At 68.5% G+C, this 26,912-nt stretch carries 1 protein-coding gene; it reads left to right on the forward strand.

All coding sequences use genetic code 11. From position 1 onward, the window contains the following. Positions 1-123 precede the first annotated feature (123 nt). Positions 124-26,802: a non-ribosomal peptide synthase/polyketide synthase gene (locus ACH49N_RS15310; protein WP_358273028.1), complete on the forward strand. Its 26,679-nt coding sequence runs from the start codon at positions 124-126 to the stop codon at positions 26,800-26,802. Positions 26,803-26,912: the final 110 nt, after the last annotated feature.

Raw genomic sequence — 26,912 nt, forward strand, 5'->3', positions numbered from 1 at the left:
TGGACGACGTGAGGTACCCATTCCGGAGACGGGAGAAGAGCGCCGGCTCCCGCCTCCCTCTGTCTCGGCAGACTCACCGCGCGCGCTGATCCTGTCGGGGATCCGTTTCCGAAGGGAAAGACAGTGGCACCCGCCAAATCGCAGAAAACGGCCAGTTCGGGTCCGGGTCACGCGGAACCGTTCCCCCTGTCGGCAGCGCAACGGGCCACCTGGTTCGCTCAGCAACTCGAACCCAGGGTCCCGATCTTCATCGCCCAGTACGTCGAGTTCGCGGGCGCGCTCGACGTCGACCTGCTCCGGCGGGAGACGGTCGAGGCGGCTCGCGAGTTCGAGTCGCCATTGCTCAAGGTCGACGACATCGACGGTCAGCCGCTCCAGTACGTCGACCATGCGACCGACACGTCGATCGCCTACCTCGACTTCCGCGGCGAAGACAATCCCGAGGCGGCGGCGCACGACTGGATGGAACGTGACTACGTCACCCCGATAGACCTCAGCACCGATCGCCTGGTGGAGACGTCCATCCTGCAGATCGGTGACACGCATTTCCTCTGGTACAGCCGAATTCACCACGTGGCGCTCGACGGATACGGTGCCATGACGATGCTGCGCCGCATCGCGCACCGCTACTCCGCGTCGGTTGCCGGTCGGGCGCCGGATGCGAACCGTGCGGTGAGCCTGCGGCAGCTGTACGACCTCGACAACCGGTACCGCACGTCCGACCGATTCGTCAGCGACCGGGAGTATTGGGCGCAGCGGGTGGCCGGGGTCGAGGGAACCACCCTGGCTCGTACGACGGGACACGTGTCAGCCACCAGCACGGTCGAGAGCGCCTCGCTGTCCGAGGCCGTGGTGGCGGTGCTCGATTCCCGCGACAGTCTGTCGGCGGCCACCCTCATCGCGGCTGCCGCCTGCTATTTGTCGCGGCGTACCGGCAAGACCGATGTGCTGGTGACCATCCCGGTGTCGGCGCGCACCACAGCGGTGCTGCGCAATTCCGGCGGGATGCTGGTCAACGTGGCGCCGTTGCCGGTCAGTGTCCGCGGGGAGGACACCGTCGGCGAGCTCGTCGAACGGGTGCAGCGCGAACTGGTGGGCGCGTTGCGGCATCAGCGGTGCAGTCTCGACGACATCCGCCGCGATGCCGGCGACAAGGCGGCGGAGCTGTACGGGCCCATGGTGAACGTCATGCTGTTCCGTCAGGAGGTGGCGTTGGGCACCCTCACGGGGGATTTCCACATCGTCACGTCCGGTCCGGTGGAAGACCTGCTGATCAACGTGTACCAGAGCGGGACCCCGACCAAGATCTTCGTCGACTTCCGGGCCAACCCCAGCCGTTACGAGCGCACCGAGCTGCGGGAACATCATCGACAGTTCCTGGAGCTGCTCGAGGAACTCGCCACCGCCGTTCCGCAGTCGCGGGTGGACAGTGTTCACCGAATCAGTGCCCGCACCGGTGAGCGCCTGCTGCGCGAGGCGGCGGAAGTGGAGTACTGGCGTAAGCAGCTGGGTGGGCTGCCCGACCTGCTGCCGTTGCCCAGTGACCGGCCGCGGCCCGCGCAGCTGTCGCAGGCGAGTGATCGAGTATCCGTAATGCTGACGGGTGCGCTGCACCGACGTGTCGCCGGACTCGCCGCGGCCGCGGGCACCACCACCCGCACGGTGTTCCTCGCGGCTCTGTCGGTTCTGCTCGGCCGGGTCACCGGCAGCGAGGACCTCGCCGTGGGAATCCCGGTGGACGTGAGCGAGCGCACCGATGTCGTCGTGGTCCGGACCCGGTACACGGGCGAGGCGTCGTTCCAGGACTTCCTGCATCAGGTACGGGACGTCGCCGCCGAGGCGACGGCACACACCGAGGTCCCGTTCCAGCGTCTGGTGCGGGAACTCGACATCTCCGTGTCGGATGCGTACGCGCCGATCTTCCAGGTGCTCCTCGACACCCGGGAGGACAGCGCGCGCAGTGCGCCCGTCGCCGGCCTCGATCTGTGCGCGTCGGTCACCGAGGCGATCGACGAGTCGGGTGAACCGGCGGGTGTCACCGTCGAATTCGGCTTTGCAGCCGACCTGTTCGACCCTCACACCATTCACATCGCGGCCGAGCGCTTCGGCCGCATCCTCGACGCGGTGGCCGCGGACCCGGACGTTCCGATCGGCGACATCGCCATCCTGTCCGACCAGGAACGTGCCGCGCTGACTCCGGTGCGGGGCCGACCCGGCCGGTCCGAGCGAACCCTGCCCACCCTGTTGGCAGACGCTGCGGCGCTCGATCCGGCGGCGACGGCTCTGTACCAGCAGGGCGAGAAGGTGTCCTATCGGGAATTGGACACCTGGTCGACCCGGGTCGCGCGAGTGCTGATCGATCGTGGGGTGGGCCCGGAGTCGTTCGTGGCGACGGCATTGCCGCGGTCGTTCCGGTCGGTGGCCTCGGTCTGGGCGGTCACCAAGACGGGTGCGGCGTTCGTGCCGGTAGACCCGAATTATCCCGCCGACCGAATCGACTACATGCTCGGCGACTCCGGGGCGGTGGTCGGTCTGACGGAAGAAGCACTGCGTGAGCGGTTGCCCGACTCGATCCCCTGGCTAGCGCTCGACGATCCCGATTTCCGGTCCGAGTGCGCCGCCCGGTCCGACGCGCCGCTGACCGAGGGAGACCTCAATGGGCCGGTGTCGCTCGACAGCGCCGCGTACCTGATCTACACCTCGGGCTCCACGGGGCGGCCCAAAGGCGTGGTCGTCACGCACCGTGGTCTGGACTCCTTCTCGGTCGACCAACGGGAGCGGTTCGGCGCCACCAGATCGTCTCGCACGCTGCACTTCTCGACGCCCAGTTTCGACGCGTCCGTGTTCGAGTACCTGCAGGCATTCGGGGTGGGGGCGACGATGGTGATCGTGCCGCCGACCACTTACGGGGGCACCGAGATCGCCGATGTACTGCGGTCGGAGCGCGTCACCCACGGCTTCATCACCACGGCGGCGCTCAGTACGATTCCGCCGGATTCGCTCGGCGACTTCCTCGACGTCGTCGTGGGCGGGGAGGCCTGCCCGCCCGAACTGGTGGCCCGGTGGGCGCCTGGCCGCCGGTTGCACAACGCGTACGGCCCCACCGAGACCACCGTGATGGCGAACATCAGTGCGCCGATGACACCCGGCGGCCCGATCACCCTGGGTGGGCCGATCCGCGGCACCCAGCAGGTGGTCCTGGACGCTCGGCTGCATCCGGTACCCGTCGGCGCACCGGGCGAGTTGTACATCACCGGTGCCGGTGTGGCCAGGGGTTATCACGGACGGCCCGCGCTCACCGCTGTGCGGTTCGTCGCCGACCCGTACGGCCCCGGGCGGATGTACCGCACCGGCGACGTAGTGCGTTGGCGGCCCGACTACACGCTGGAATATCTGCGGCGCAGCGACTTCCAGGTAAAGGTTCGAGGATTCCGGATCGAGCTCGGCGAGATCGACGCCTTACTGCAGGCGCATCAGGACGTGCGGTTCGCGGTCACGATCGGGCGGCCGGGCCCGTCCGGGGACACCGTGCTGGTGTCGTACGTCGTGCCGGCGGCCGGCAGGCCGATCCAGACCGCCGAGCTGTTGCGGCAGGTGCGGAATCGGTTGCCGGCGTACATGGTGCCCGCGGTTATCGTGGTGCTGGACGACATTCCGTTGAACCCGGTCGGGAAGGTGGACCGGGCAGCGTTGCCGGAACCGAAGTTCCTGTCGGCCGCCGCGGAGTTCCGGGCGCCTGCCGATCCGGTGGAGGAGTCGATCGTCGAGGTCTTCACGGAGATTCTCGGTGTCGAGCGGATCAGCGTCGACGACAGTTTCTTCGACCTCGGCGGCAACTCGCTGGTCGCGACGCGGGTGATCGCGCGGATCAATGCCGCTCTGGGTTCGGAGGTGGGCGTGCGTGCCCTGTTCGATGCACCCACCGCCGAACTGCTGGCCGCGCATATCCGGCGTGCGGGTATGGAACTCGCGGATCGCCGGCCTCTCGTTCGGGGTGAGCGGCCCGACCGGATTCCGCTGTCACTGGCGCAGCAGCGGATGTGGTTCCTCAATCAGTTCGACACGGGTTCGGTGGCTTACAACATTCCGATGGCGGTGCGGCTCCTCGGTCCGCTCGACTCGGACACCTTGAGGGACGCGGTCGGTGACGTGATCGAGCGGCACGAAGCGCTGCGCACCAAGTACCCCGCGTCGGCGGACGGCCCGTATCAGGAGATCGTCGACGCAGCACAGGTCATTCCCGACCTCACCCCGCGGGTCGATGGCGACGAGTCGCTGAACGAGCGGATCGAGACGCTTCTCGCCGTGGGGTTCGACGTCAGCCGGGCCGTGCCGTTACGCGCCGCGCTGCTGTGGATCGGCCCGGACGAACACGTGCTCGTCATGGTGGTGCACCACATCTCGGCCGACGGTGCGTCGCTCGCACCGCTGGCCCGCGATCTCATGGTTGCGTATTCCGCCCGGCGGGCGGGTGCTCGGCCCAACTGGGAACCGTTGCCGGTGCAGTACGCCGACTACAGCGTGTGGCAGCGTGCGCTCCTCGGTAGCCCCGAGGATTCCGGCAGTCTCATGTCCCGGCAGCTCGGGTACTGGCGGGATACGTTGGCGGAACTGCCCGAGGTCACCGATCTGCCGCTCGACCGGAACCGGCCCGCCGCACGGTCACTTCAAGGTCGATGCGCGTCGTTCCCCATCGACGCCGGCCTGCACCGGCAACTGCTTCTGCTTGCGCGCGAGCACAATGCGACGCTGTTCATGGTGATGCACGCGGCCTTCGCAGTGTTGCTGTCACGCATGTCGGGATCGGGCGACGTGGCCGTGGGCACACCGATCGCGGGACGCGGTGAGGCGGCGCTGGACGACCTGGTGGGGATGTTCGTCAACACGCTGGTGCTCCGGACCCGGGTCCGGCCGGATGCCTCCTTCATCGACGTGCTCGCCCAGGCCCGTGACACGGACCTCGCTGCGTTCGGGCATACCGATGTGCCGTTCGAGAGCGTCGTCGACGAACTCGCTCCGGTGCGTTCGACGTCGTATTCACCGCTGTTCCAGGTTTTGCTGGAGTTCCAGAACACGGTGCGAGCGCACCTCGAGCTGCCCGGTCTGACAGTCGAAGCGGTGGACGTCGACCCGGGTGTCGCCAAATTCGACCTGCAACTCTCCCTGGCGGAGCACTACGACGACAAGGGTTCTGCGGCAGGTATGTCGGCGGGTTTCCTGTACGCCACCGACGTCTTCGAACGCGCGTCGGTGATCAGATTCGGGGAACGGCTCCTCCGCGTACTGCGGGCGGTCGTGACGGATCCGGCCACGACGGTGGGGGACATCGACGTTATGGGCGCGGTCGAGCGCGGCCTCGTGCTGGACCAGTGGAATCACGAGGGCGTCGGCGCCGGGTCGCTGACCCTCGTCGAATTGTTCGCACGCGCGGCGGCCCGGACCCCGGAGGCCGTCGCGGTGGTGTGCGGCGAAGACAGTATTACCTACGCCGAACTCGAGGAACGCGCGAATCGTTTGGCCCGATTGCTGATTGCGCGTGGTGTCGGTACCGAATCTTTGGTCGCCGTGATGGTGGACAGGACACCGAACCTGCTTGTTGCGTTGCTGGCGGTGCTCGGGGCCGGCGGCGGCTACGTCCCGGTCGACGTCAGCTATCCGGCCGAGCGCGTGGCCGCGATGTTCGAGGATGCGCACCCGGTGTGTGCTGTGGTGAGTGCGGAGTTCGGGGCCCTGGCGCCGGACGGCACTGCGCTGGTGGTGATCGACGATCCGGCGACGCACCGCGCCCTGGACAGCTTCTCGGGCCTGCCCGTCACCGACTCGGACCGGTTGCGTCCGCTACGGGCGGACGCCGTCGCCTACGTCATCTTCACGTCGGGATCGACCGGACGACCGAAGGGTGTTCAGGTATCGCACCGCTGTGTGGTCGCGTTGCTCGCCAACACCCGGGACCTGTTCGGGTTCGACTCGTCCGATGTGTGGACCCTCTTCCATTCGTACGCCTTCGACTTCTCCGTGTGGGAACTGTGGGGTGCACTCGTCCACGGGGGCCGGCTGGTCGTGGTCGACTACTTCACCGCACGGTCGCCCGATACCTTCCTCGAACTGCTGCACCGGGAGCGGGTGACAGTGTTGAACCAGACACCGACCGCCTTCTACCAGCTGATGGAGGCGGATCGTGCGGCGAGCGTGGTCGAGGACGCCGACGGGGCGGCTCTGTCGTTGCGGTACGTGATCTTCGGCGGTGAAGCGCTCGACCTCGGTCAACTCGGCCGGTGGTACTCCCGGCACGACGACCGTGCACCCGTACTCGTCAACATGTACGGCATCACCGAGACCACGGTGCACGTCAGCTTCCTCGCACTCGATCGCGCGCTGGTGTCCGCCGCGTCCGGGTCGGTGATCGGTGGCGGGCTCCCGGGGTTGCGGGTGTATGTCCTCGACGGCCGGCTCCATCCGGTGCCGCCTGGTGTGGTCGGCGAGTTGTACGTGTCCGGCGAACAGGTGTCCCGCGGGTACGCGGGCCGATCCGAGCTGACGGCACACCGTTTCGTTGCCGACCCCTTCGCCCACGACCGGGTGGGTGCGCGCATGTATCGTTCCGGCGACATCGTGCGGTGGGGCTCCCACGGTCGGCTCGAGTACGTGGGCCGCAGCGACTTCCAGGTACAGCTTCGCGGCTTCCGGGTCGAACTCGGCGAAGTGGAGGCGGCCCTCGCCGCGTGTGCCGGGGTGGCGCAAGCGGTGGTCGTGGTCCGCGTCGACGACCGTGACGGCGATCGGTTGGTGGGGTACGTCGTTCCCGAGGCGGGCGCCGCCGTCGACCCGGCAGCCGTACTCGATGCGGTCGGGGCGTCGGTACCCACGTACATGGTGCCGTCGGCAGTGGTGGTTCTCGACGCGCTGCCTCTGACCGTGAACGGCAAGCTGGATCGTAAAGCGCTGCCGGAACCGGACTTCGGCACGGCGACGGTCGGGTTCGTCGCTCCCCGTAACCCGGTGGAGGAGATCGTCGCCGCGGTGTTCGCCGACCTTCTCGGCATCGCGCGGGTGGGCGCGCACGACAACTTCTTCGACCTGGGCGGGAACTCGCTGACCGCCACCCGGCTGGTGGCACGCATCAATGCCGCAGTCGGGGACCGTCTCGGCGTGCGCGACGTGTTCGACGCTCCCACCGTGGCCGGGCTCGCCGCCCGTGCCGAGGCGGGAATCGCGGTGGACTGGGTGCGGCCGGCGCTGGCGCCGAGGGATCCGGCGCGCGAGGTCCCTGTGTCGCTCGCGCAGCAGCGGATGTGGTTCATCAACCAATTCGACACCGCGTCTTCGGCCTACAACGTGGCCATCGCCCTGCGGCTCGCCGGCACGCTGGATGTACCCGCTCTGCAGGCGGCGATCACCGACGTCGTCGAGCGGCACGAGTCGCTCCGCACCGTCTTTCCTTTGACCGATCGGGGGCCGCGGCAGGTGATACTGCCCGCCGCCGAGGTGGTGCCGATTCTTCACCCGGAGCCCACCACCGGCCTGGACAACCTTCGTGAGCAGGTCGACCGGTTGCTGTCGACGGGGTTCGATGTGACCGTCGAAACCCCGCTACGGGCCCGGCTGTTCGAGCGGGGCGTGGCCGAACACGTGCTCGCCGTCGTGGTACACCATATCGCCGCCGACGGCTTCTCCATGGTGCCGCTGGCCCGCGACGTTCTGGCCGCGTACACCGCCAGACACCATGAGACCGCACCGGATTGGCGGCCCTTGCCGGTTCAGTACGCCGATTACACCCTGTGGCAGCGGGATTGGCTCGGTCCCGAGAACGATCCGTCGTCGCCGCTGGCACGTCAACTCGGCTACTGGACCGCGACGCTCGCCGACCTTCCGGACGTGCTGGAACTTCCCACGGACCGGCCGCGTCCGCCTGCCCGTTCTCTGGAGGGCGGCCGGGTCGAGTTCAGGATTCCTCCCGAACTCCACCAAGACATCGTGCAGGTCGCGCGCACCCACGGCTCCACCGTCTTCATGGCCCTGCACGCGGCCTTGGCGGTGTTGCTGTCGCGACTGAGCGCCTCGGACGACATCGCCGTCGGCACCCCGATCGCGGGACGAGGCGAGGCCGCGCTCGACGACGTGGTGGGAATGTTCGTGAACACCCTCGTGCTCCGCACCCGCGTCGACGGAGCCCGCACGTTCGCCGAACTCCTCGCCGGCGTACGCGAGACCGACCTGGGTGCGTTCACCCATGCGGACGTCCCGTTCGAGCGGGTCGTCGAAAGCCTGCGACCCTCGCGGTCGACGGAGTACTCGCCGCTGTTCCAGGTGATGCTCGAATTCCAGAACACCGAGCGGCCCGTCCTGGAACTGCCGGGACTGCACGTCGAAGCGCTGGACCTCCCCTTCGACACGATCAATTTCGACTTGCAGGTAAGCATGCGCGAGAACACCGACAGTGACGGCGCTCCCGCCGGTATCACTGCCGCGCTCGGGTACGCCACCGACATCTTCGACGAAGGCACCGTGGCCGGCTTCGCGGAGCGCCTGGTCCGGATCCTGGCCGCAGTCGCCGCCGATCCCGACGTCCGGGTGGGCGACGTCGACGTGCTCGCCCCACCGGAGCGGGCCGCCCTGACCTCGGTGACCGGTGGCCCCGGCGTGCCCGCGAGCACGTTGCCCGAACTGTTGATCGACGCCGCCGCCGTCGACCCGGCCGCCGAGGCGCTGTCCTTCGAGGGGCAGCGTGTGACCTACCGTGACCTCGACGACCGGTCGAACCGGCTCGCGCGACTCCTGATCGCACGCGGGGTGGGTCCGGAACATGTGGTTGCGCTGGCATTGTCGAGGTCGATCGAGTCGGTAACGGCGGTGTGGGCGGTGGCGAAGTCCGGCGCCGCCTTCGTGCCGGTCGACCCGAACCATCCCGCCGAGCGCATCGAGTACATGCTCGACGACTCCGGCGCCGTGGCCGGCCTCACGACGACCGAGCTCCGGCCGTCCCTTCCTGGTGCGCTCCCGTGGCTGGCGCTCGACGATCCCGGGATGGAGGCGGAGCTGGAGCTTCTCCCGGCGACGGTGGTGTCGGATACCGACCGGACGTCGGCCCTGCAGGTCGATCACCCCGCGTATCTGATCTACACCTCGGGTTCGACCGGCAGGCCGAAGGGAGTGGTGACCACACACCGCGGACTGGCGAATTTCGCTGCGGCGCAGCAGCGCACGTTCGCCACGACGTCGACGGCACGAGCGCTGCACTTCGCCTCCCCGAGCTTCGACGCCTCGATCCTCGAGCTGATGCTCGCGGTGGGGCCGGGCGCGACGATGGTGATCGCGTCGCCGTCCGTGTTCGGCGGCGAGGAATTGTCGAACCTGCTCCGTCGTGAGCGGGTCACCCACTGCTTCGTGACACCTGCGGCACTGGCCTCCGTCGACCCTGCCGGGCTCGACGACCTGGTCTGTGTGGTCACGGGCGGCGAAGCCTGCCCGCCCGAGCTGGTGGCACGCTGGGCGCCGGGCCGGAACATGTTCGACGCGTACGGGCCGACGGAGTCGACGGTGGTGTCGAGTATCAGTTCCCCGATGGTGCCGGGTGAGCCGGTGACCATCGGGGCACCCACTCTCGGCTTCGGTGAGGCCGTCCTCGACGCGCGGTTGCAGCCGGTGCCGGTGGGAATCGCGGGCGAGTTGTATCTTGCCGGTCCGGCGCTCGCGCGCGGGTATCACCGCCGCTACGCCCTCACCGCCGAACGTTTCGTCGCCAACCCGTTCGGGCCGGCCGGCAGCAGAATGTACCGGACCGGTGACCTCGTGCGGTGGATGAAGGACGGGCAACTGGAGTATCTGGGGCGCACCGACCTCCAGGTGAAGATCCGCGGCTTCCGGATCGAACTGGGCGAGGTGGCCTCGGCGTTGCTCGCACACGAGGATGTCGCGGCCGCCGTCGCGGACGTGCGGCACAGTGCAGGGTCGGCCGATCGCCTGGTCGGATACGTGGTTCCGGTGCCCGGGGCCGACCTCGACACGGGGGCTCTCCTCGACTTCGCCGGTTCGCGCCTGGCGTCGTACATGGTGCCTGCCGCGATCGTGGTGATCGAGGCGCTGCCGCTGACCGTTCACGGAAAGCTCGACCGGAAGGCATTGCCGGAACCGGATTTCGGTGCTGTCGTCACCGGCGGCCGGGCGCCCGGCACGGAGACGGAGGAACTGCTTGCCGCGTTGTTCCGAGACGTGTTGGGACTGGAGTCGGTGGGGGTGGAGGACTCGTTCTTCGCGCTGGGCGGCGACAGCATCATGTCCATCCAGTTGGTGGCGCGGGCGAAGGCGGCGGGTCTGATCCTCTCGCCGCGTGATGTCTTCGAGCGCCGCACCGTGGCGGGCCTGGCTGAGGCGGCACACCGCGAGCGACCGGATTCCGTTGTCCTCGAGGAGCTTCCCGGCGGCGGTGTCGGTGCGGTACCGCCGACCCCCGTCGTCGCGTGGATGCTCGACCGCAGCGGGGGCACACTGAACCGCTTCTCCCAGGCGGTGCTGGTGACGGCGCCCCCCGGGCTCACCCACGAGGATCTCGTCGGTGCCGTCGGCGCGGTGCTGGATCGGCACGACATGCTACGTGCACGACTCACCCGGGACGACGGGCAGGAAGGCCTGGGCGGGCAGTGGGGGATGACGGTGCTGCCGTCGGGGGCCGTGTCCCCGGAAGCGGTGATCCACCGCGTACCCGTCGCCTCGCTCGACGGCGAGAAGTTCGCCGCGATCGCGGCCGCCGAACTCGATGCGGCGGCGGACCGCCTGGATCCGGCCACCGCGAGTATGGTGCAGGTGCTGTGGTTCGACGGCCCCGGCGGGCTCGGACGTCTGCTGCTGGTCGCCCATCACCTGGTGGTCGACGGGGTGTCGTGGCGCATCCTGATCACCGATCTGGCTGCGGCGCACGCACGCATCACCGAAGGCTTCACCGCGGCGTTGCCGGGCATCGGCACGTCGATGCGGAGATGGGCGCACGGATTGGTGGACGCCGCGGTACGACGGCGCGACGAAGTCGAGCTGTGGCGAGCCATGCTCGACGGCGCCGACCCACTCCTCGGTTCCCGGCCGCTGGATCCGGCGATCGACGTCGACACTGCACAGGGCAGTATCACCGTCGAGGTTCCGCCGAGCGTGACGGGCGCCCTGCTCACCACTCTTCCCGCGGCGTTTCACGGCACCGTCGGTGACGGCCTTCTCACCGCGCTGGCGCTGGCCCTGATCCGTTGGCGTCGGCAGCGCGGTGTCGACACGACCGATGCCCTGATCAATCTCGAAGGTCACGGTCGCGAGGACCACGTCGTCCCCGGTGCCGACCTGTCCCGGACCGTCGGCTGGTTCACCAGCCTGTTTCCCGCACGTCTCGACCTCACCGGTATCGATGTCGATGCCGTCCTCGCCGGCGGTGCCGCTGCCGGAACCGCGATCAAGTCGGTCAAGGAACAACTCCTCGCGATCCCCGACCACGGGATCGGGTTCGGGCTGCTCCGGTACCTGTACCCGGAGACCGGGGAGATGCTCCGCCGGTTCCCGCCGCCGCAGGTGAGCTTCAACTACCTCGGCCGGGTGGCGACCAGCGCGGGTGACGTGCCCTGGCTTCCCGTCGAGGGCAGCTCCGATCTCGGGGGAACACAGAACCCCGACATGCCCGTGGCGTGGGTCGTGGATGTCAACGCCGCGACGACCGTCCGGGACGGCGACCCCGTGCTGACGGCAACGTGGACGTTCCCGACCGGTGTGCTCTTCAGTGCGGACGTGGACGAGCTCGCCGACCTCTGGGTTCGGACCCTCACCCTGCTGGCCGAACACGCGAACCGGCCCGACGCCGGCGGCCTGACGCCGTCCGATCTCGATCTGGTGTCCCTCGGGCAGGCGGATATCGACCGCCTGGAGAACACCTATCCCGCACTCGCGGACATCTGGCCGCTGTCGCCGTTGCAGGCGGGCCTGCTGTTCCATGCCCAGTTGTCCGAGGAACACGTCGACGCCTACATGGTCCAGTTGGTGCTCGACCTGCACGGCGTCGTCGACGCCGGTCGTCTGCACCGTGCCGCGCAAGGCCTGCTCGACCGGCATTCCAACCTGCGGGTGGCATTCGCCGAGACGAGCACGGGACCGGTGCAGGTAGTCCTCGAATCCGTCACGGCACCGTGGTCGCACATCGACCTGTCCGGTCTGCCGAGCTCCCGGATCACCGCGGAAGTTGCGGCGGCGATGGCTATGGACCGCGCACTCCCGTTCGACATGTCCGCGGCGCCGCTGCTGCGATTCACGTTGCTGCACACAGCACCCGGGCGTTACCGACTGGTGCTCACGCACCACCACATCCTTCTCGACGGCTGGTCGACGCCCTTGGTGATCAAGGACCTGCTCGTCCTGTACGCCACCGCGGGCGACACCACCGCGCTCCCGGCGGTCACCTCCTACCGTGACTACCTGCAGTGGATTGCGACACAGGATTCCCAACGGTCCACCGGCGCCTGGGTGTCCGCACTCGCCGGTGCGGACGAGCCGACCATCGTGGCACCCGCCGCGCGCGGCGAGCCGAGCTTCGCCGACCCGGAGGACGTGCGCCTGGACGTGGGAGACGAGAAGACCCGGGTGCTCGAGGCACTCGCCCGTGCGCGCGGTCTCACGACCAACACGCTCGTGCAGGTCGCCTGGGGGCTGGTACTCGCGACACTGAGCACCCGCGAGGACGTCACGTTCGGAGCCACGGTGTCCGGACGCCCGCCCGCGATCGCCGGCATCGAGTCGATGGTCGGCCTGTTCATCAACACCGTGCCCGTCCGGCTGCGCCTGCGCCGCGAGGAGACACTCGCCGAACTCCTCGAACGGTTCCAGGCCGAACAGTCGGCGCTCCTCGACCACCACTATGTGGGCCTGACAGAAATTCAGCGCGCCGCGGGAGACGGTGCCGTGTTCGACACGTTGACCGTGTTCGAGTCGTATCCGGTGGACCGGATGGGGTTGTCGGAGAACACGGACATCGACGGCATGCGGCTAGCGGGGGTCGAGGGGATCGACGCCACCCACTATCCGCTCACCCTGATAGCGCATGTGGACACGGCACTGCATCTGCGACTGCGGTACCAGCCGGCCGTGATCGACAGCGAGTTCGCCGAGTCGGTGGCGGCCAGGGTCGCCCGGGTCCTGCAGATCATGCTGTCGGACATCGACATTCCGCTCGCCCGGCTGACTCTGCTGTCGGAGGCGGAACTGCAGGAATACACCGCCGTGTCCGGCGCACCGTCCGGCGCACCACGCACGCTGCCCGAGTTGCTCACCCAAGCGGTCGGCGAGCATCCCGGCGCCGCCGCACTCCTCTTCGAGGGGCGGGAGACGAGTTACCGCGAACTCGACGAGCGATCCAACGCCCTGGCCCGCGTGCTGATCGGGCGGGGAGCCGGACCGGAAACGTTCGTGGCACTGGGCCTTCCGCGCTCACCGGAGTCGGTGCTGTCGGTGTGGTCGGTCGCCAAGGCGGGTGCTGCGTTCGTGCCGGTGGACCCGAACTATCCCGCCGACCGCATCGAGCACATGCTCGCCGACTCCGGTGCGGCGCTCGGGGTGACGACCTCCGCGTACCGGCACCGCCTACCCGATTCGGTGCCGTGGCTGGTGCTCGACGACCCGGAGGTCGACGACACCCTGGCCGCCGCGTCCTGCGCTCGCGTCACCGACGTCGATCGCCGTTCACTGCTCGTCGTCGACCACGCCGCGTACGCGATTTATACGTCCGGCTCGACCGGCCGACCGAAAGGTGTCGTGGTCACCCACCGCGGACTGGCCAATCTTCTCGCCGAGCAGAGCTCGCACTACGTCATCTCTCGTCAGGCGCGCTGCCTCCACATCTGTTCTCCCAGTTTTGATGTGGCCATCCTCGAGCTGATCCAGTCGTGCGCCGCCGGGGCGACGCTGGTCATCGCGCCACCCGGAATCTACGGCGGTGCGGAACTCGCGGCGCTATTGCGGCGCGAACGCGTCACCCACGCCTGCATCACTCCGGCGGTACTCGCCACGGTGGACCGCGACGGCATCGAGCATCTCGAGGTGCTCGTGGTGGCCGGCGATGCGGTCGGTGACGAACTGGTGGCCAACTGGGGTGTGGACCGGGCCATGTTCAACGGGTACGGGCCCACCGAGGCCACTATTCTCACCACGTTGAGCCGGCCGATGATGCCGGGTGAGCCGGTCACGATCGGCAGCCCGGTGCGCGGCATCACCCTGTCCGTTCTCGACCCGCGACTGCAGCCGGTGCCGGCCGGGGTGCCGGGCGAACTGTACATTTCGGGACCGGCCCTGGCCCGCGGGTACCACCGTCGTCCGTCACTCACCGCAGAACGGTTCGTTGCCAATCCCCACGGCTCCGGCCGGATGTACCGTACCGGTGATGTCGTGCGGTGGCGCCGCGACCACACCCTGGAGTACCTCGGGCGCAGCGACTTCCAGGTCAAGATTCGCGGGCAGCGGGTCGAGCTCGGGGAGATCGACTCCGTCCTCACCACCCACCCGAATCTGGACTTCGCCGCCACCGTGGGCAGGCCCGGCCCGCTCGGCGACACGGCGCTGGTGTCGTACGTCCTGCCGCACGACGGCGAGGAAGTGGTGGCGCCGGAGGTACTCGCGTTCGCGGGACGCATCCTGCCCAAGTACATGGTTCCCGCCGCCGTCGTCGTACTCGACGAGATCCCATTGACACCCGTCGGCAAACTCGACCGGAAAGCGTTGCCGGCACCCGACTTCGCGTCGACGTCCGCGGGTTTCCGGGCGCCTGCCACACCGGTCGAAGAAGCTGTCGCACGGGTCTTCTCGGAGGTCCTCGGAATTGCGCGGGTGGGGGTCGACGACAGCTTCTTCGAACTGGGCGGCGATTCACTCAGCGCCACTCGCGCGGTCGCACGCATCAACGCGGCACTCGACGCCGGGATCGGGGTGGCCGCCCTGTTCGACGCACCGGTAGTGGGAGACCTCGCCGTGCGGATCGAGTCGGCGGCCACCGCGAGTGTTCCCTCGGAGGCTCTCACCGCCCGGCCGCGTCCCGAGCGGATACCGTTGTCGCTGGCGCAGCAGCGCATGTGGTTCATCAACCAGTTCGACACCTCGTCGCCGGCGTACAACATTCCGATCGCACTGCGACTGACCGGTGTACTCGACCGTGCTGCCCTGCTCGCGTCGGTCGGTGACGTCGTGGAGCGGCACGAATCCCTGCGCACCGTGTTTCCCGGTTCGATCGACGGGCCGCACCAGGTCATCGTCGATCCGGGGCGGGCATCCCCGTCCCTGCACCCGGTCACCGTGGCCGGTGAGCGTGATCTGCGGGACGCGATCGCCGCCCTGGCTGCCACCGGCTTCGATGTGACCGTCGACGTGCCGTTCCGGGCGACTCTTTTCGAGGTCGACGCCGAGTCACACGTCCTCGCCATCGTCGTCCATCACATCGCGGCCGACGGATTCTCGATGATGCCGCTGGCCCGCGACATCATGCTCGCGTACACCGCCAGAACCATCGGGGAGACACCCGCGTGGACTCCGCTGCCGGTGCAGTACGCCGACTTCAGCGTGTGGCAACGGAGCGTTCTCGGCGCCGAGGAGGACCCCGACTCGATCGTGTCGAGACAACTCGGGTACTGGACCCGCACCCTGTCCGGGTTACCGGAGGTGCTGCAGATCCCGCTGGACCGGCCGCGCCCGGCCCAGCGCTCGTACCGGGGCGACGTCGTTGAGTTCACCGTGCCCGCGCGGCTGCACACCGCGCTGAACGAGTTGGCGACAGAGCATAATTCGACGCTGTTCATGGTGGTTCATGCCGCCTTTGCTGTGCTGCTGTCGAGGTTGTCCGGAACGGACGACGTTCCGATCGGCACACCGGTCGCCGGTCGGGGGCAGGCGGTACTCGACGACGTCGTGGGGATGTTCGTCAACACCCTGGTTCTCCGGACTCCGGTGGACGGCGGGGCATCTTTCTCCGAGGTGCTGACCGCGGTGCGCTCGGTGGACCTCGGTGCATTCGAGCACGCCGACATCCCCTTCGAGCGGCTGGTCGATCAGCTCGCCCCCGAGCGGTCGACCGCTCACGCCCCGCTGTTCCAGGTACTCATCGAGTTCCGCAACGCCACCGGCACCCGCCTCGAGCTGCCCGGCCTCGTCGTCGACTCGCTCGAGGTCGATCTCGGCGTCGCGAAGTTCGACCTCGAACTGAGCCTCGCCGAACACGTCGACGAGGACGGCGCCCCGGCCGGAATCGGCGCGGGTCTCCGATACGCCACCGACGTACTCGATCGCGCAACTGTCCTCCGTCTCGGGGAGCGCTTCGTGCGTCTACTCGAATCGGTGACCTCCGACGCGTACACGCCCGTCGGGGACATCGACATCCTCGACCCGGGCGAACGCGACCGCCTCCTGCCCGTCGCCGCCCCTGCCGCGGCCGAGCCGGTGACGACACTGCCGGAACTGTTCGCCCGTGCCGCGGAACGGAACCTCGCAGCGACGGCCGTCGTGTACGAGGGCGCTTCGCTCACGTACCGAGAACTCGACGCGAGGTCGAACCGCCTCGCACGGCTCCTGATCGCCCGAGGCGCAGGCCCCGAATCGCTGGTAGCGGTGGCCACAGCACGATCCCTCGATCTCGTGGTGGCGTTGCTTGCGGTGGTGAAGTCGGGCGCGGGGTACGTTCCGGTCGACGTCACATACCCGGCCGAGCGGCTGGCTTTCCTGTTCGGCGACGCCCGGCCGGTGTGCGTGCTGAGCACCGAGGCAGAAGTCGAATCGGTGCGCGCGCAGGGCTTTCCGACCATTATTGTGGACAGCCCCGACACCGTGGCCGAATTGGGCGGTGTGTCGGCCCTGCCGGTGTCCGACGCGGACCGGACCGGACTTCTGCACCCGGATGCCGTCGCGTACGTCATCTACACCTCGGGGTCGACGGGGCAACCGAAAGGCGTTCAGGTATCGCACCGCAACGTCGGCACCCTCTTTGCACACACTCAGCCGCTCTTCGGGTTCGATGCCTCCGACGTGTGGACCATGTTCCACTCTGCCGCGTTCGATTTCTCAGTGTGGGAGTTGTGGGGGGCCCTCCTCCACGGCGGACGGCTCGTGGTGGTCGACTACTTCACCACGAGGACACCCGACACGTTCCTGCGATTACTCCGCGACGAGCGGGTGACCGTGCTGAACCAGACGCCTACCGCCTTCTACCAACTGGCGGAGGAGGACCGGGTGGCCGGCGGCACCGAGTTGGCACTGCGTTACGTCATCTTCGGCGGTGAAGCCCTCGACCTGGCGCAACTGACCCGCTGGTACAGCCGGCACGACGACTCGGCGCCGACGTTGGTCAACATGTACGGCATCACGGAGACGACCGTGCATGTCAGTCATCTGCCGATGACCGAGGCGCTCGCCGCCGGGGCCTCGGCGTCCGTCATAGGGCGGGCACTCCCGGGACTGCGCGTGTACGTGCTCGACGGGCGACTCCACCCGGTGGCGCCGGGAGTGGTGGGCGAGCTCTACGTGTCGGGCGCGCAGGTCTCGCGCGGATACTTCGGCCGGTTCGCCCTCACCTCCACCCGGTTCGTCGCAGATCCGTACGCGCCGGGTTCCCGGATGTACCGGTCGGGCGACCTGGGTCGGTGGAATGCGGACGGGCAGCTGGAGTATCTCGGCCGCAACGACTTCCAGGTTCAGGTGAAGGGCTTCCGGATCGAGCTCGGTGAGGTGGAATCTGCGCTCCTCGCCTGCGAAGGGGTGGCGCAGTCGGTCGTGTTGTCGCGCCGTGAACGATTGGTGGGATACGTCGTTCCCGAGGCAGGCCGGTCGCTGGACCCGTCGTGGATCATCGAAACGCTGGGCGGCCGGCTGGCCGCGCACATGGTTCCTGCCGCCGTGGTGGTGCTCGAGAGCCTGCCGCTCACGGTGAACGGAAAGCTCGACCGGCATGCGCTGCCCGATCCCGACTTCGGGCGGCAGGTGTCGATCGGGCGTGTTCCGGCAACCGAGACGGAACGCATACTCGCAGATCTGTTCGCCGAGGTGCTGGGTCTCGAGTCGGTCGGCGTCGACGACTCGTTCTTCGCCGTCGGCGGCGACTCCATCATGTCGATCCAGCTCGTCACCCGCGCGAAGGCGTCCGGGGTGGGCATCACCCCGCGGGACGTGTTCGAGCGCAAAACCGTGGCCGCCCTCGCCGAGATCGCCACGGCGGGAGAGCAGGCGATCACCCTCGACGAGCTGCCCGGGGGAGGTGTCGGCGAGGTTCCCCTCACGCCGATCGTGCAGTGGATGGTGGGCCGGGGAGGAGACTTCCGCCGCTACTCGCAGGCCGCACTGTTCACCACCCCCGCCGACCTGGACGCGGCCACGCTGACGGCGGCCCTGCAGGCGGTCCTCGACCGTCACGACATACTGCGGGCCCGGCTGTCCCGAAGCGAACGGGCGGAGCACGGTTGGTCGATGGTGGTGCAGCCGACCGGCTGGATGCGGGCCACCGCGGTCGTGCGCACGGTGCCCCTCGACCCCCCGGACACCGAGCGAGGAGCCGACGAGACGTTCGGTGACATCGCTGCGCGGGAACTCGACGAGGCCACCGACCGGCTCGACCCGGAGTCGGGCGTGATGGTTCAGGTGGTGTTGTTCGAGAGCGCGGCCACCCCCCGGACCGCCGGACGGCTGTTGATCGTCGCCCATCACGTCGTCGTCGACGGGGTGTCGTGGCGGATCCTGATCCCCGACCTCGCCACGGCGTGCGCCCAGGTGCAGTCGGGGGTGTCGCCGGCCCTGCCCGCCGTCGGAACGTCGATGCGCCGGTGGGCGCACGGGCTTGCCGACGCAGCGCTGGAACCGAGTCGCATCGAGGAACTCGCGTTGTGGCGAGGGATGCTCGGCGCACCGGACCCCCTGCTCGGCACCAGAACCCTCACCGCATCCGACATCCGGACCGCCGAGGTCGAGGTCCGGGTGCCGGTGGACGTGACCGAGGCGCTGCTGACCGCGGTCCCGCAGGCATTCCACGGCAGCGTGGGGGACGGCTTGCTCACGGCCCTGACCCTGGCACTCGTGCGATGGCGGCGGGCACGCGGAATCGAATCCGACGGCGCCCTCGTCACTCTCGAAGGACACGGACGCGAGGAGCAGGTGGTACCGGGGGCGGATCTCGCCCGGACGGTGGGCTGGTTCACCAGCATCTTCCCCGTCCGGCTCGACCTCACCGGGGTGGACGTGGACGACGCCTTCGCCGGGGGCCCGGCGGCGGCGGTCGCGCTGAAGGCCGTGAAGGAGCAACTGCACGCCATCCCCGACCACGGCATCGGTTTCGGTCTTCTGCGGTATCTCAATCCCGAGACGGCGCTCCCGCTGTCGGCTCTGCCCTCACCGCAGCTGAGCTTCAACTACCTCGGAAGGCTCGGTGCCGCCGCCTCCGGGGACGGCGATTGGACCCCGATATCCGAGGCCGGACTGGCCGAGGCCGCACACACGGGTCTGCCCGTGCCTGCTGCCGTCGACGTGAACGCCAGAACCACCGACTCCGGCGCGGGCCCCGAACTGGCCGCCACGTGGGCGTTCCCGCTCGGAGTGCTCACCACCGCGGATGTCGGTGAGCTGGCGCAGCTGTGGGTGTCTGCCCTCGCCGCCCTGACCACGCAGGTGAAGTCCGGTGGCGGCGGTTTCACCCCGTCCGATCTGAACCTGGTCCGTCTCGATCAGGGTGCGATCGACGACCTGGAGCGGCGTTACCCGTCGATGATCGACGTGTGGCCGCTGTCGCCGTTGCAGGCGGGCATGTTGTTCCATGCCGAGCTGGCCGACGAGTCGGTGGATGCCTACCTCGTCCAACTGGGCCTCGAACTCGGCGGCCACGTGGACGCGTCCCGGCTGCACCGGGCGGCCGCCGCCCTCGTCGAGCGGCACCCCAATATGCGCACCGCCTTCGTCCACGACACCGAAGGGCGGGCCGTCCAGGTCGTGGAAAGCGGTGTGACGGTGCCGTGGCGGGAGATCGACCTGAGCACGTTCGGTGACGAGGGGGCCGTCGTCGAACTCGAGCGGCTGCTCGCGGCCGACCGGACCACCCCGTTCGACATGGCGACGGCCCCGCTGATCCGGTTCCTGCTCGTGACCATGCCGGGCGGTCGATACCGGCTGGTGTCGACGAACCATCACATCCTCCTCGACGGCTGGTCGATGCCGTTGCTGATCCGGGAACTGCTCACGCTGTATGCCACGGACGCCGACCTGTCACCATTGCCGCGGGTGCGCGACTATCGCGACTACCTCGCGTGGATGACCGGACGTGACCCCGACGCATCGGCCCGGGCGTGGGCGAATGCCCTTGCCGGCGTGGAGGAACCGACGTTGCTCGTCCCCGGGGACCGGGCCCGGCGCCTCTCCACCGTGTCGCGGGAGTGGGTGTTCGACCTCGACGAGGACCAGACCGACCGGTTGCGCGAGTACGCGCGGTCGCGGGGGCTGACCCTCAACAGCACCGTGCAGACCGCCTGGGCAATCGTGCTCGGAATGCTCACCGGACGGGACGACGTCGTATTCGGCGCAACCGTGTCCGGTCGGCCGCCGGAGCTGTCCGGCATCGAGACGATGATCGGCCTCTTCATCAACACCGTGCCGGTACGGGTGACGTTGCGCTCCGACGACACGCTGGGCGCGTTGCTCGAGCGGGTGCAGGCCGAACAGGCGGCCATGCTCGACCACCACTACACCGGTCTCGCGCAGATACAGGAAGTCGCGGGGGCGGGCGTGGGGTTCGACACGCTGACGGTGTTCGAGTCGTATCCGGTGGACCGCGCCGGGATGTCGGAAGACACCGATATCGCGGGCTTGCGGGTAATCGGCGTGGAGGCGGCCGACGCTGCCCACTACCCACTGAGTCTCGTCGCCTCGGCCGAGGCCAGGCTGCACCTGAAGTTCGAGTACCTGCCCGACCTCTTCGACACGCCCGCGGTCGAGAGCATCGCGGGGCGGGTGGTGCGGGTGCTCGAAGCCTGCGGCGGTCCCGACGTACCGCTCGCGGCACTGTCGCTGCTCACCGATCGCGAGCGCGACACGTTGGTGCCGGTGCGCGGCGCGCCGGGCGTCTCCACTCGAACGCTCGCACAACTGTTCGCGGACGCGGCCGCGCAGGATCCCGATGCGGTGGCGCTCTCGTCCGGCGACCGCGACGTGTCCTACCGGGAGCTCGACGAACTGTCGAACCGCCTTGCGCGCGTCCTCCTCTCCCGCGGCGCCGGCCCCGAAACCGCTGTGGCCGTCGGCATTCCGCGATCGGTCGAGTCGATGCTGTGCCTGTGGGGGGTGGCCAAGGCCGGGGCCGTCTTCGTCCCGGTCGACCCGAATTATCCCGACGAGCGCATCGCGCACATGCTCACCGATTCCGGATGTGCCCTCGGCCTGACGACGGCTGAACATCGGCCCCGGCTGCCCGGCGACACCACCTGGCTCGTTCTCGACGAACCGTCGTTCGTCGACGAGTGCGCGGCGGCGTCCGCGGCACCGGTGACGGACACCGAACGTCCCGCTCCCGTCACCCTCGACAGCGCCGCCTACCTCGTGTACACGTCGGGTTCCACCGGCCTGCCCAAAGGTGTGGTGGTATCGCATCGCGGCCTCGACAACTTCGCGCGCGAACAACTCGCCCGCTTCAGCGCCGGTCCGGGATCCCGCACACTGCACTTCTCGACACCGAGTTTCGACGGGGCCGCGTTCGAATACCTGCTGGCGTTCGGAGCCGGAGCGACGATGGTGATCGCACCGCCCACCATGTTCGGCGGTGACGAACTCGCCCACCTCATCGCACGCAGACGTGTCACCCATGCGTTCGTCACCACCTCGGCGCTCGCGTCCCTCGATCCGGCCGGACTGGAACACTTCACCGACGTCACCGTCGGCGGGGAAGCGTGCCCACCCGACCTCGTGTCCCGGTGGGCGCCCGGCCGCCGGCTGTACAACGGCTACGGGCCGACCGAGACCACGATCATGTCGAACATCAGCGAGCCCCTGGTCGCAGGTGAGCCCGTCACGATCGGCGGGCCGATCCGCGGGGTCACCGAGCTGGTACTGGACGCCCGCTTGCAGCCGGTGCCGGTGGGTGTCCCGGGAGAGCTGTACGTGGCCGGGGCGGGCCTGGCTCGCGGCTACCACCGCCGTCCCGGGCTCACCGCGGAACGTTTCGTGGCCGACCCCGCGGGATCCGGCGAACGCATGTATCGCACCGGGGATATCGTGCGCTGGACGGCCGACCGGACTATCGAGTACGTGGGCCGTAGCGACTTCCAGGTGAAGGTTCGTGGATTCCGCATCGAGCTCGGCGAGATCGACGCCACCCTCGCGGATGAGCCGGACGTCCGGTTTGCGGTCACCGTCGCGCATCGCGGTCCCGCCGGCGACACGCTCCTGGCGTCGTACGTGGTGCCGATACCCGGCCGCCAACTCGACACCGCCGAGATGGGCAGGCACCTCGCCGAACGTCTGCCCGGCCACATGGTGCCGTCGTCGATCACCGTGCTGGAGAAGATTCCGCTCACCGCGGTCGGCAAGCTCGACCGCAGGGCCCTGCCGATACCCGATTTCGGACTCGCCGCAGGCGAATACCGCGCGCCCGCGAATCCGGTCGAGGGGATGGTGGCCGACACGTTCGCCGAGGTCCTGGGCATCGACCGGGTCGGTGCGGACGACAACTTCTTCGACCTCGGCGGCAACTCCCTCAGCGCCACCCGCGCCGTGGCCCGTCTCCGCGGTGCCCTCGGCGCCGATGTCGGCGTCCGGGTGCTGTTCGAGGCGCCGACGGTCGCCGCGTTGGCCGCCCGCATCGAACACGCGGGCGCCGGCCCGTCGGGTCGCCCCGCCCTCACCGCGGGGCCGCGCCCCGACCGCATCCCGCTGTCGTACGCCCAGCAACGCATGTGGTTCATCAACCAGTTCGATACGTCGTCGCCGGCGTACAACATTCCGATGCTGGTGCGGCTCACCGGCGAACTCGACTTCGACGCACTGACTTCCGCGCTCACCGACGTCGTGACCAGACACGAATCGCTGCGCACCCGCTTCCCTCTCAGGGACGGTGAGCCCGTGCAGGAAATACTCGAACCGGCGGTTCCCGACCTCGCGCCGATCGCCCTCACCGACGAGTCCGTGCTCGGGCAGGAACTGACGCGGCTCGTGTCGACCGGCTTCGACGTCACCACCGCACCACCGCTGCGCATCGCCCTGTTCACGCTCGGCGACGCCACTTCCATACTCGCCGTGGTGGTCCATCACATCTCGGCGGACGGATTCTCGATGGCGCCGCTGGTGCGCGACGTGATGATCGCGTACGAATCCCGCGTGCGGGGCGTGCCACCGGCCTGGACGCCGCTGCTTGTCCAGTACGCCGATTACACGCTGTGGCAGCGGCGACTGCTGGGCTCCGAGGACGATCCCGAGTCGTTGCTGTCGCGGCAACTCGCCTTCTGGGAGTCGAACCTGTCCGGGCTCCCCGAACTTCTCGAACTTCCCACCGATCATCATCGGCCCGCTCAGCAGTCGTTCATCGGCGACCGGGTGCGGTTTGTGGTGGACGCCGAACTGCATGAGCGAATCCGGGCAGCGGCGCGTCTGCATCACTCGACGGAGTTCATGATCGTGCACGCCGCGCTGGCCGTGCTACTCGGCCGCCTCGGAGGTACCGGGGACGTCGTGATCGGCACCCCCATCGCCGGACGTGGGGAAGCGGCACTCGACGATCTGGTCGGGATGTTCGTCGGCACGCTCGCCCTGCGCAGTACCGTCGAACCAGGGCAACCCTTCTCGGGTCTCCTCGCGCAGGTGCGGGACGCGGACCTCGCTGCGTTCGCGCATGCCGACGTTCCTTTCGAGCGCGTGGTGGACGCGGTGGGACCGGTGCGCTCTACCGCTCATTCACCGATCTTCCAGGTTTCCCTGGAGTTCCAGAACAACGAGCGCCCTGTGCTGGCATTACCGGGATTGCGGGTGGAGGGCCTCGACCCTGCCCTCGACGTCGTGAAGGTCGACCTCGAGGTAATTCTCGCCGAGAAATTCGATGCGGACGGCGCGGCGGAGGGGATGGACGGTGCCATCGACTTCGCCACCGACCTGTTCGACGCGAGCACGGTACAGGGCTTCGCGGAGCGGTTCGTGCGTATCCTCACCGCCGTCACGGCGGACCCGGGGATCCCCGTCGGCGACATCGAGATACTCCGCGCCGACGAGGTCGCGGAACTGACGCCTGCCCGGGGACCGCTCGATGCGCCCGCGCTGTTGCTGCCGGACCTGCTGGCTGCGGCAGCCGAGCACAACCCGGCTGCGGCAGCGATCCGTTATCAGGGTCGGTCGATGTCGTACCGCGAGCTCGACGAGGCCTCGAACCGCCTGGCGCGCAGACTGATCGAGCTGGGTGTCGGACCGGGAACTTCGGTGGCCCTGAGCGTGTCGCGGTCGGTCGAGTCGGTGCTGTCGGTGTGGTCCGTCACCCGGACCGGCGCGGCGTTCCTGCCGGTCGATCCGGGATATCCCCTCGAACGGATCGAGCACATGCTCGCCGACTCCGCCGCGGTGTCCGGCATCACGGTCCGCGCACATCGAGATCGCCTGCCCGACCTCGTGACCTGGCTCGTGCTCGACGATCCGGATGAAGAGAACCGGATAACCGCACAGTCGCCCGACCCGGTCACCGATGCTGATCGCACTGCGCCGCTGCACGAATGGCATCCCGCCTACCTGATCTACACGTCGGGCTCCACCGGAATGCCGAAGGGTGTGACGGTCACCCACCGTGGCCTGGCGAATCTGGCCGCCGAGGAACGCGACGTGCTTGCCGTCACCGACCACTCCCGGGTGCTGCACTTCGCGTCGCCGAGCTTCGATGCGTCGGTATTCGAATTGGTCATGGCATTCTGTGCGGGTGCCACCCTGGTGATCGCGCCGCCCACGATCTATGGCGGCACGGAACTTGCCGAACTTCTCGGCAGCGAGCGAGTGTCCCACGGGTTCGTCACTCCCACAGCACTGGCGTCGATGGACCCCGTCGGCTTCGAATCCTTGCGCACGCTGGTCGTTGCCGGAGAAGCCTGCCCACCGGAACTCGTCGCCCGCTGGGCACCGGGCCGCCGGATGTTCAATGCCTACGGGCCCACCGAAACCACGATCATGTCGAACATCAGTGCCGCTCTGGTGCCGGGTGAGCCGATCACCCTCGGAGCGCCCACCCGGGGTGTGTCGGAGGTGGTCCTCGACTCCCGGATGCGGCCGGTTCCGGTGGGTGTGGTGGGTGAGCTGTACGTGTCGGGACGGGCACTGGCCGCGGGTTACCACCGTCGGCCTGCGTTGACGGCGGCGCGTTTCGTAGCCGCCCCCTGGGGTGCTCCGGGGGAGCGGATGTATCGCACCGGGGACGTGGTGCGGTGGCGGCGGGACGGAACGCTGGAGTATGTGAGCCGCAGTGACTTCCAGGTCAAGATCCGCGGTTTCCGCATCGAGCCCGGGGAGATTGACGCCGCTCTCACCGATCACCCCGCGGTCGGGTATGCCGTGACGATCGGCCGGTCCGGGCCGAGTGGCGAGTCACTGCTCGTGTCCTATGTGCGCCCGGCGGGAGGCGCGAACGTCGACACCGCCGAACTGACCCGATTCGTCGGTGAGCGGCTACCCGCCCACATGGTGCCCGCCGCTGTCGTCGTGCTCGATCAGATTCCGCTGACCCCGGTGGGAAAGTTGGACCGGACCGCCCTTCCGGCGCCGGAGTTCCTTTCCGGGCACCGGTTCCGGCTGCCCGCGAACGATCTCGAGGTGGTGGTCGTCGACGTCTTCACCGAGATCCTCGGTGTCGACGGAATAGGTGCGGACGACAACTTCTTCGAGCGGAGCGGCAACTCACTGCTCGCCACCAAGGTGGCCGGGGCGCTTCAGCAAAGACTGGACCGAAAGATCCCGTTGCAGTGGATGTTCCTCGACCCGACACCGTCCGGGATAGCCCGCCGACTCGCCCTGCCGACTGCCGCGGGAGGAGTGGAGGATGTGCTGGCGGTGCTGATCCCGCTGCGCAGCGAGGGCACAGGGCGCCCGCTGTTCTGCGTACACCCCGGCATCGGACTCTCCTGGGGGTACGCCGGCCTCGTCCGTCACCTGCCCGCCGACCGCCCCGTCTACGGACTGCAACTGCCCACGATCAGTGGTGACGGCGAATACTCGTCTCTCGAGCAACTTGCGCACCGCTACGTCGAGGAAATGAAGGCAATCCAGCCCGAGGGCCCGTACGACCTGCTCGGCTGGTCGCTCGGCGGCGTGATCGCCCACGCCATGGCCGTCGAACTGCAACACGCCGGTGACGAGGTCGGGGTGCTGGCCGTGATGGACAGCTATCCCGACAACGGTGAGGACCCGCTGTTCGGGAAGCTCGACATGAACGATCTCCTACGCGGACTCGGTCTCGTCGTCGACATCGAGGGCGATCTCACCTACGAAGAAGCGGCCCGGCTGCTCAACGAATCCTGGGGAACCGACTCCGGGGTGCGAGCCGAGCATCTCGAGCGGATCAACACCGGGTACGAGAACTCCCGAAACCTGGTCCATCGCTTCGTGCCTCAGGTGTATGACGGCAGCCTGCTCATCTTCCCGGCGACCGCCGCCGACGACACCACCACGCGACCGCGGTCGGCGCAGGAATGGCAACCCCTCGTCACCGGGAACATCGACGAGCACCCGGTCGACTGCGGCCACAACGACATGATCGAACCGCAGTCCCTCGCCGTCATCGGACCCGTGCTGACGCGATACCTCGAAGATCGAGGGTGAGGGTGAACGCCCCACTGTGCCGGTCAACAGACCAGTGAATCCAGGTAGGTCAGGATGGCGGTAATCGCGATGGCCAGCCCGATCGCAACGGTTCCTGCTCGATCGTGATT

The organism is Rhodococcus sp. NPDC019647, assembly GCF_044389235.1.
GTDB classification, from domain to species: Bacteria; Actinomycetota; Actinomycetes; order Mycobacteriales; family Mycobacteriaceae; genus Rhodococcus_F; species Rhodococcus_F oxybenzonivorans.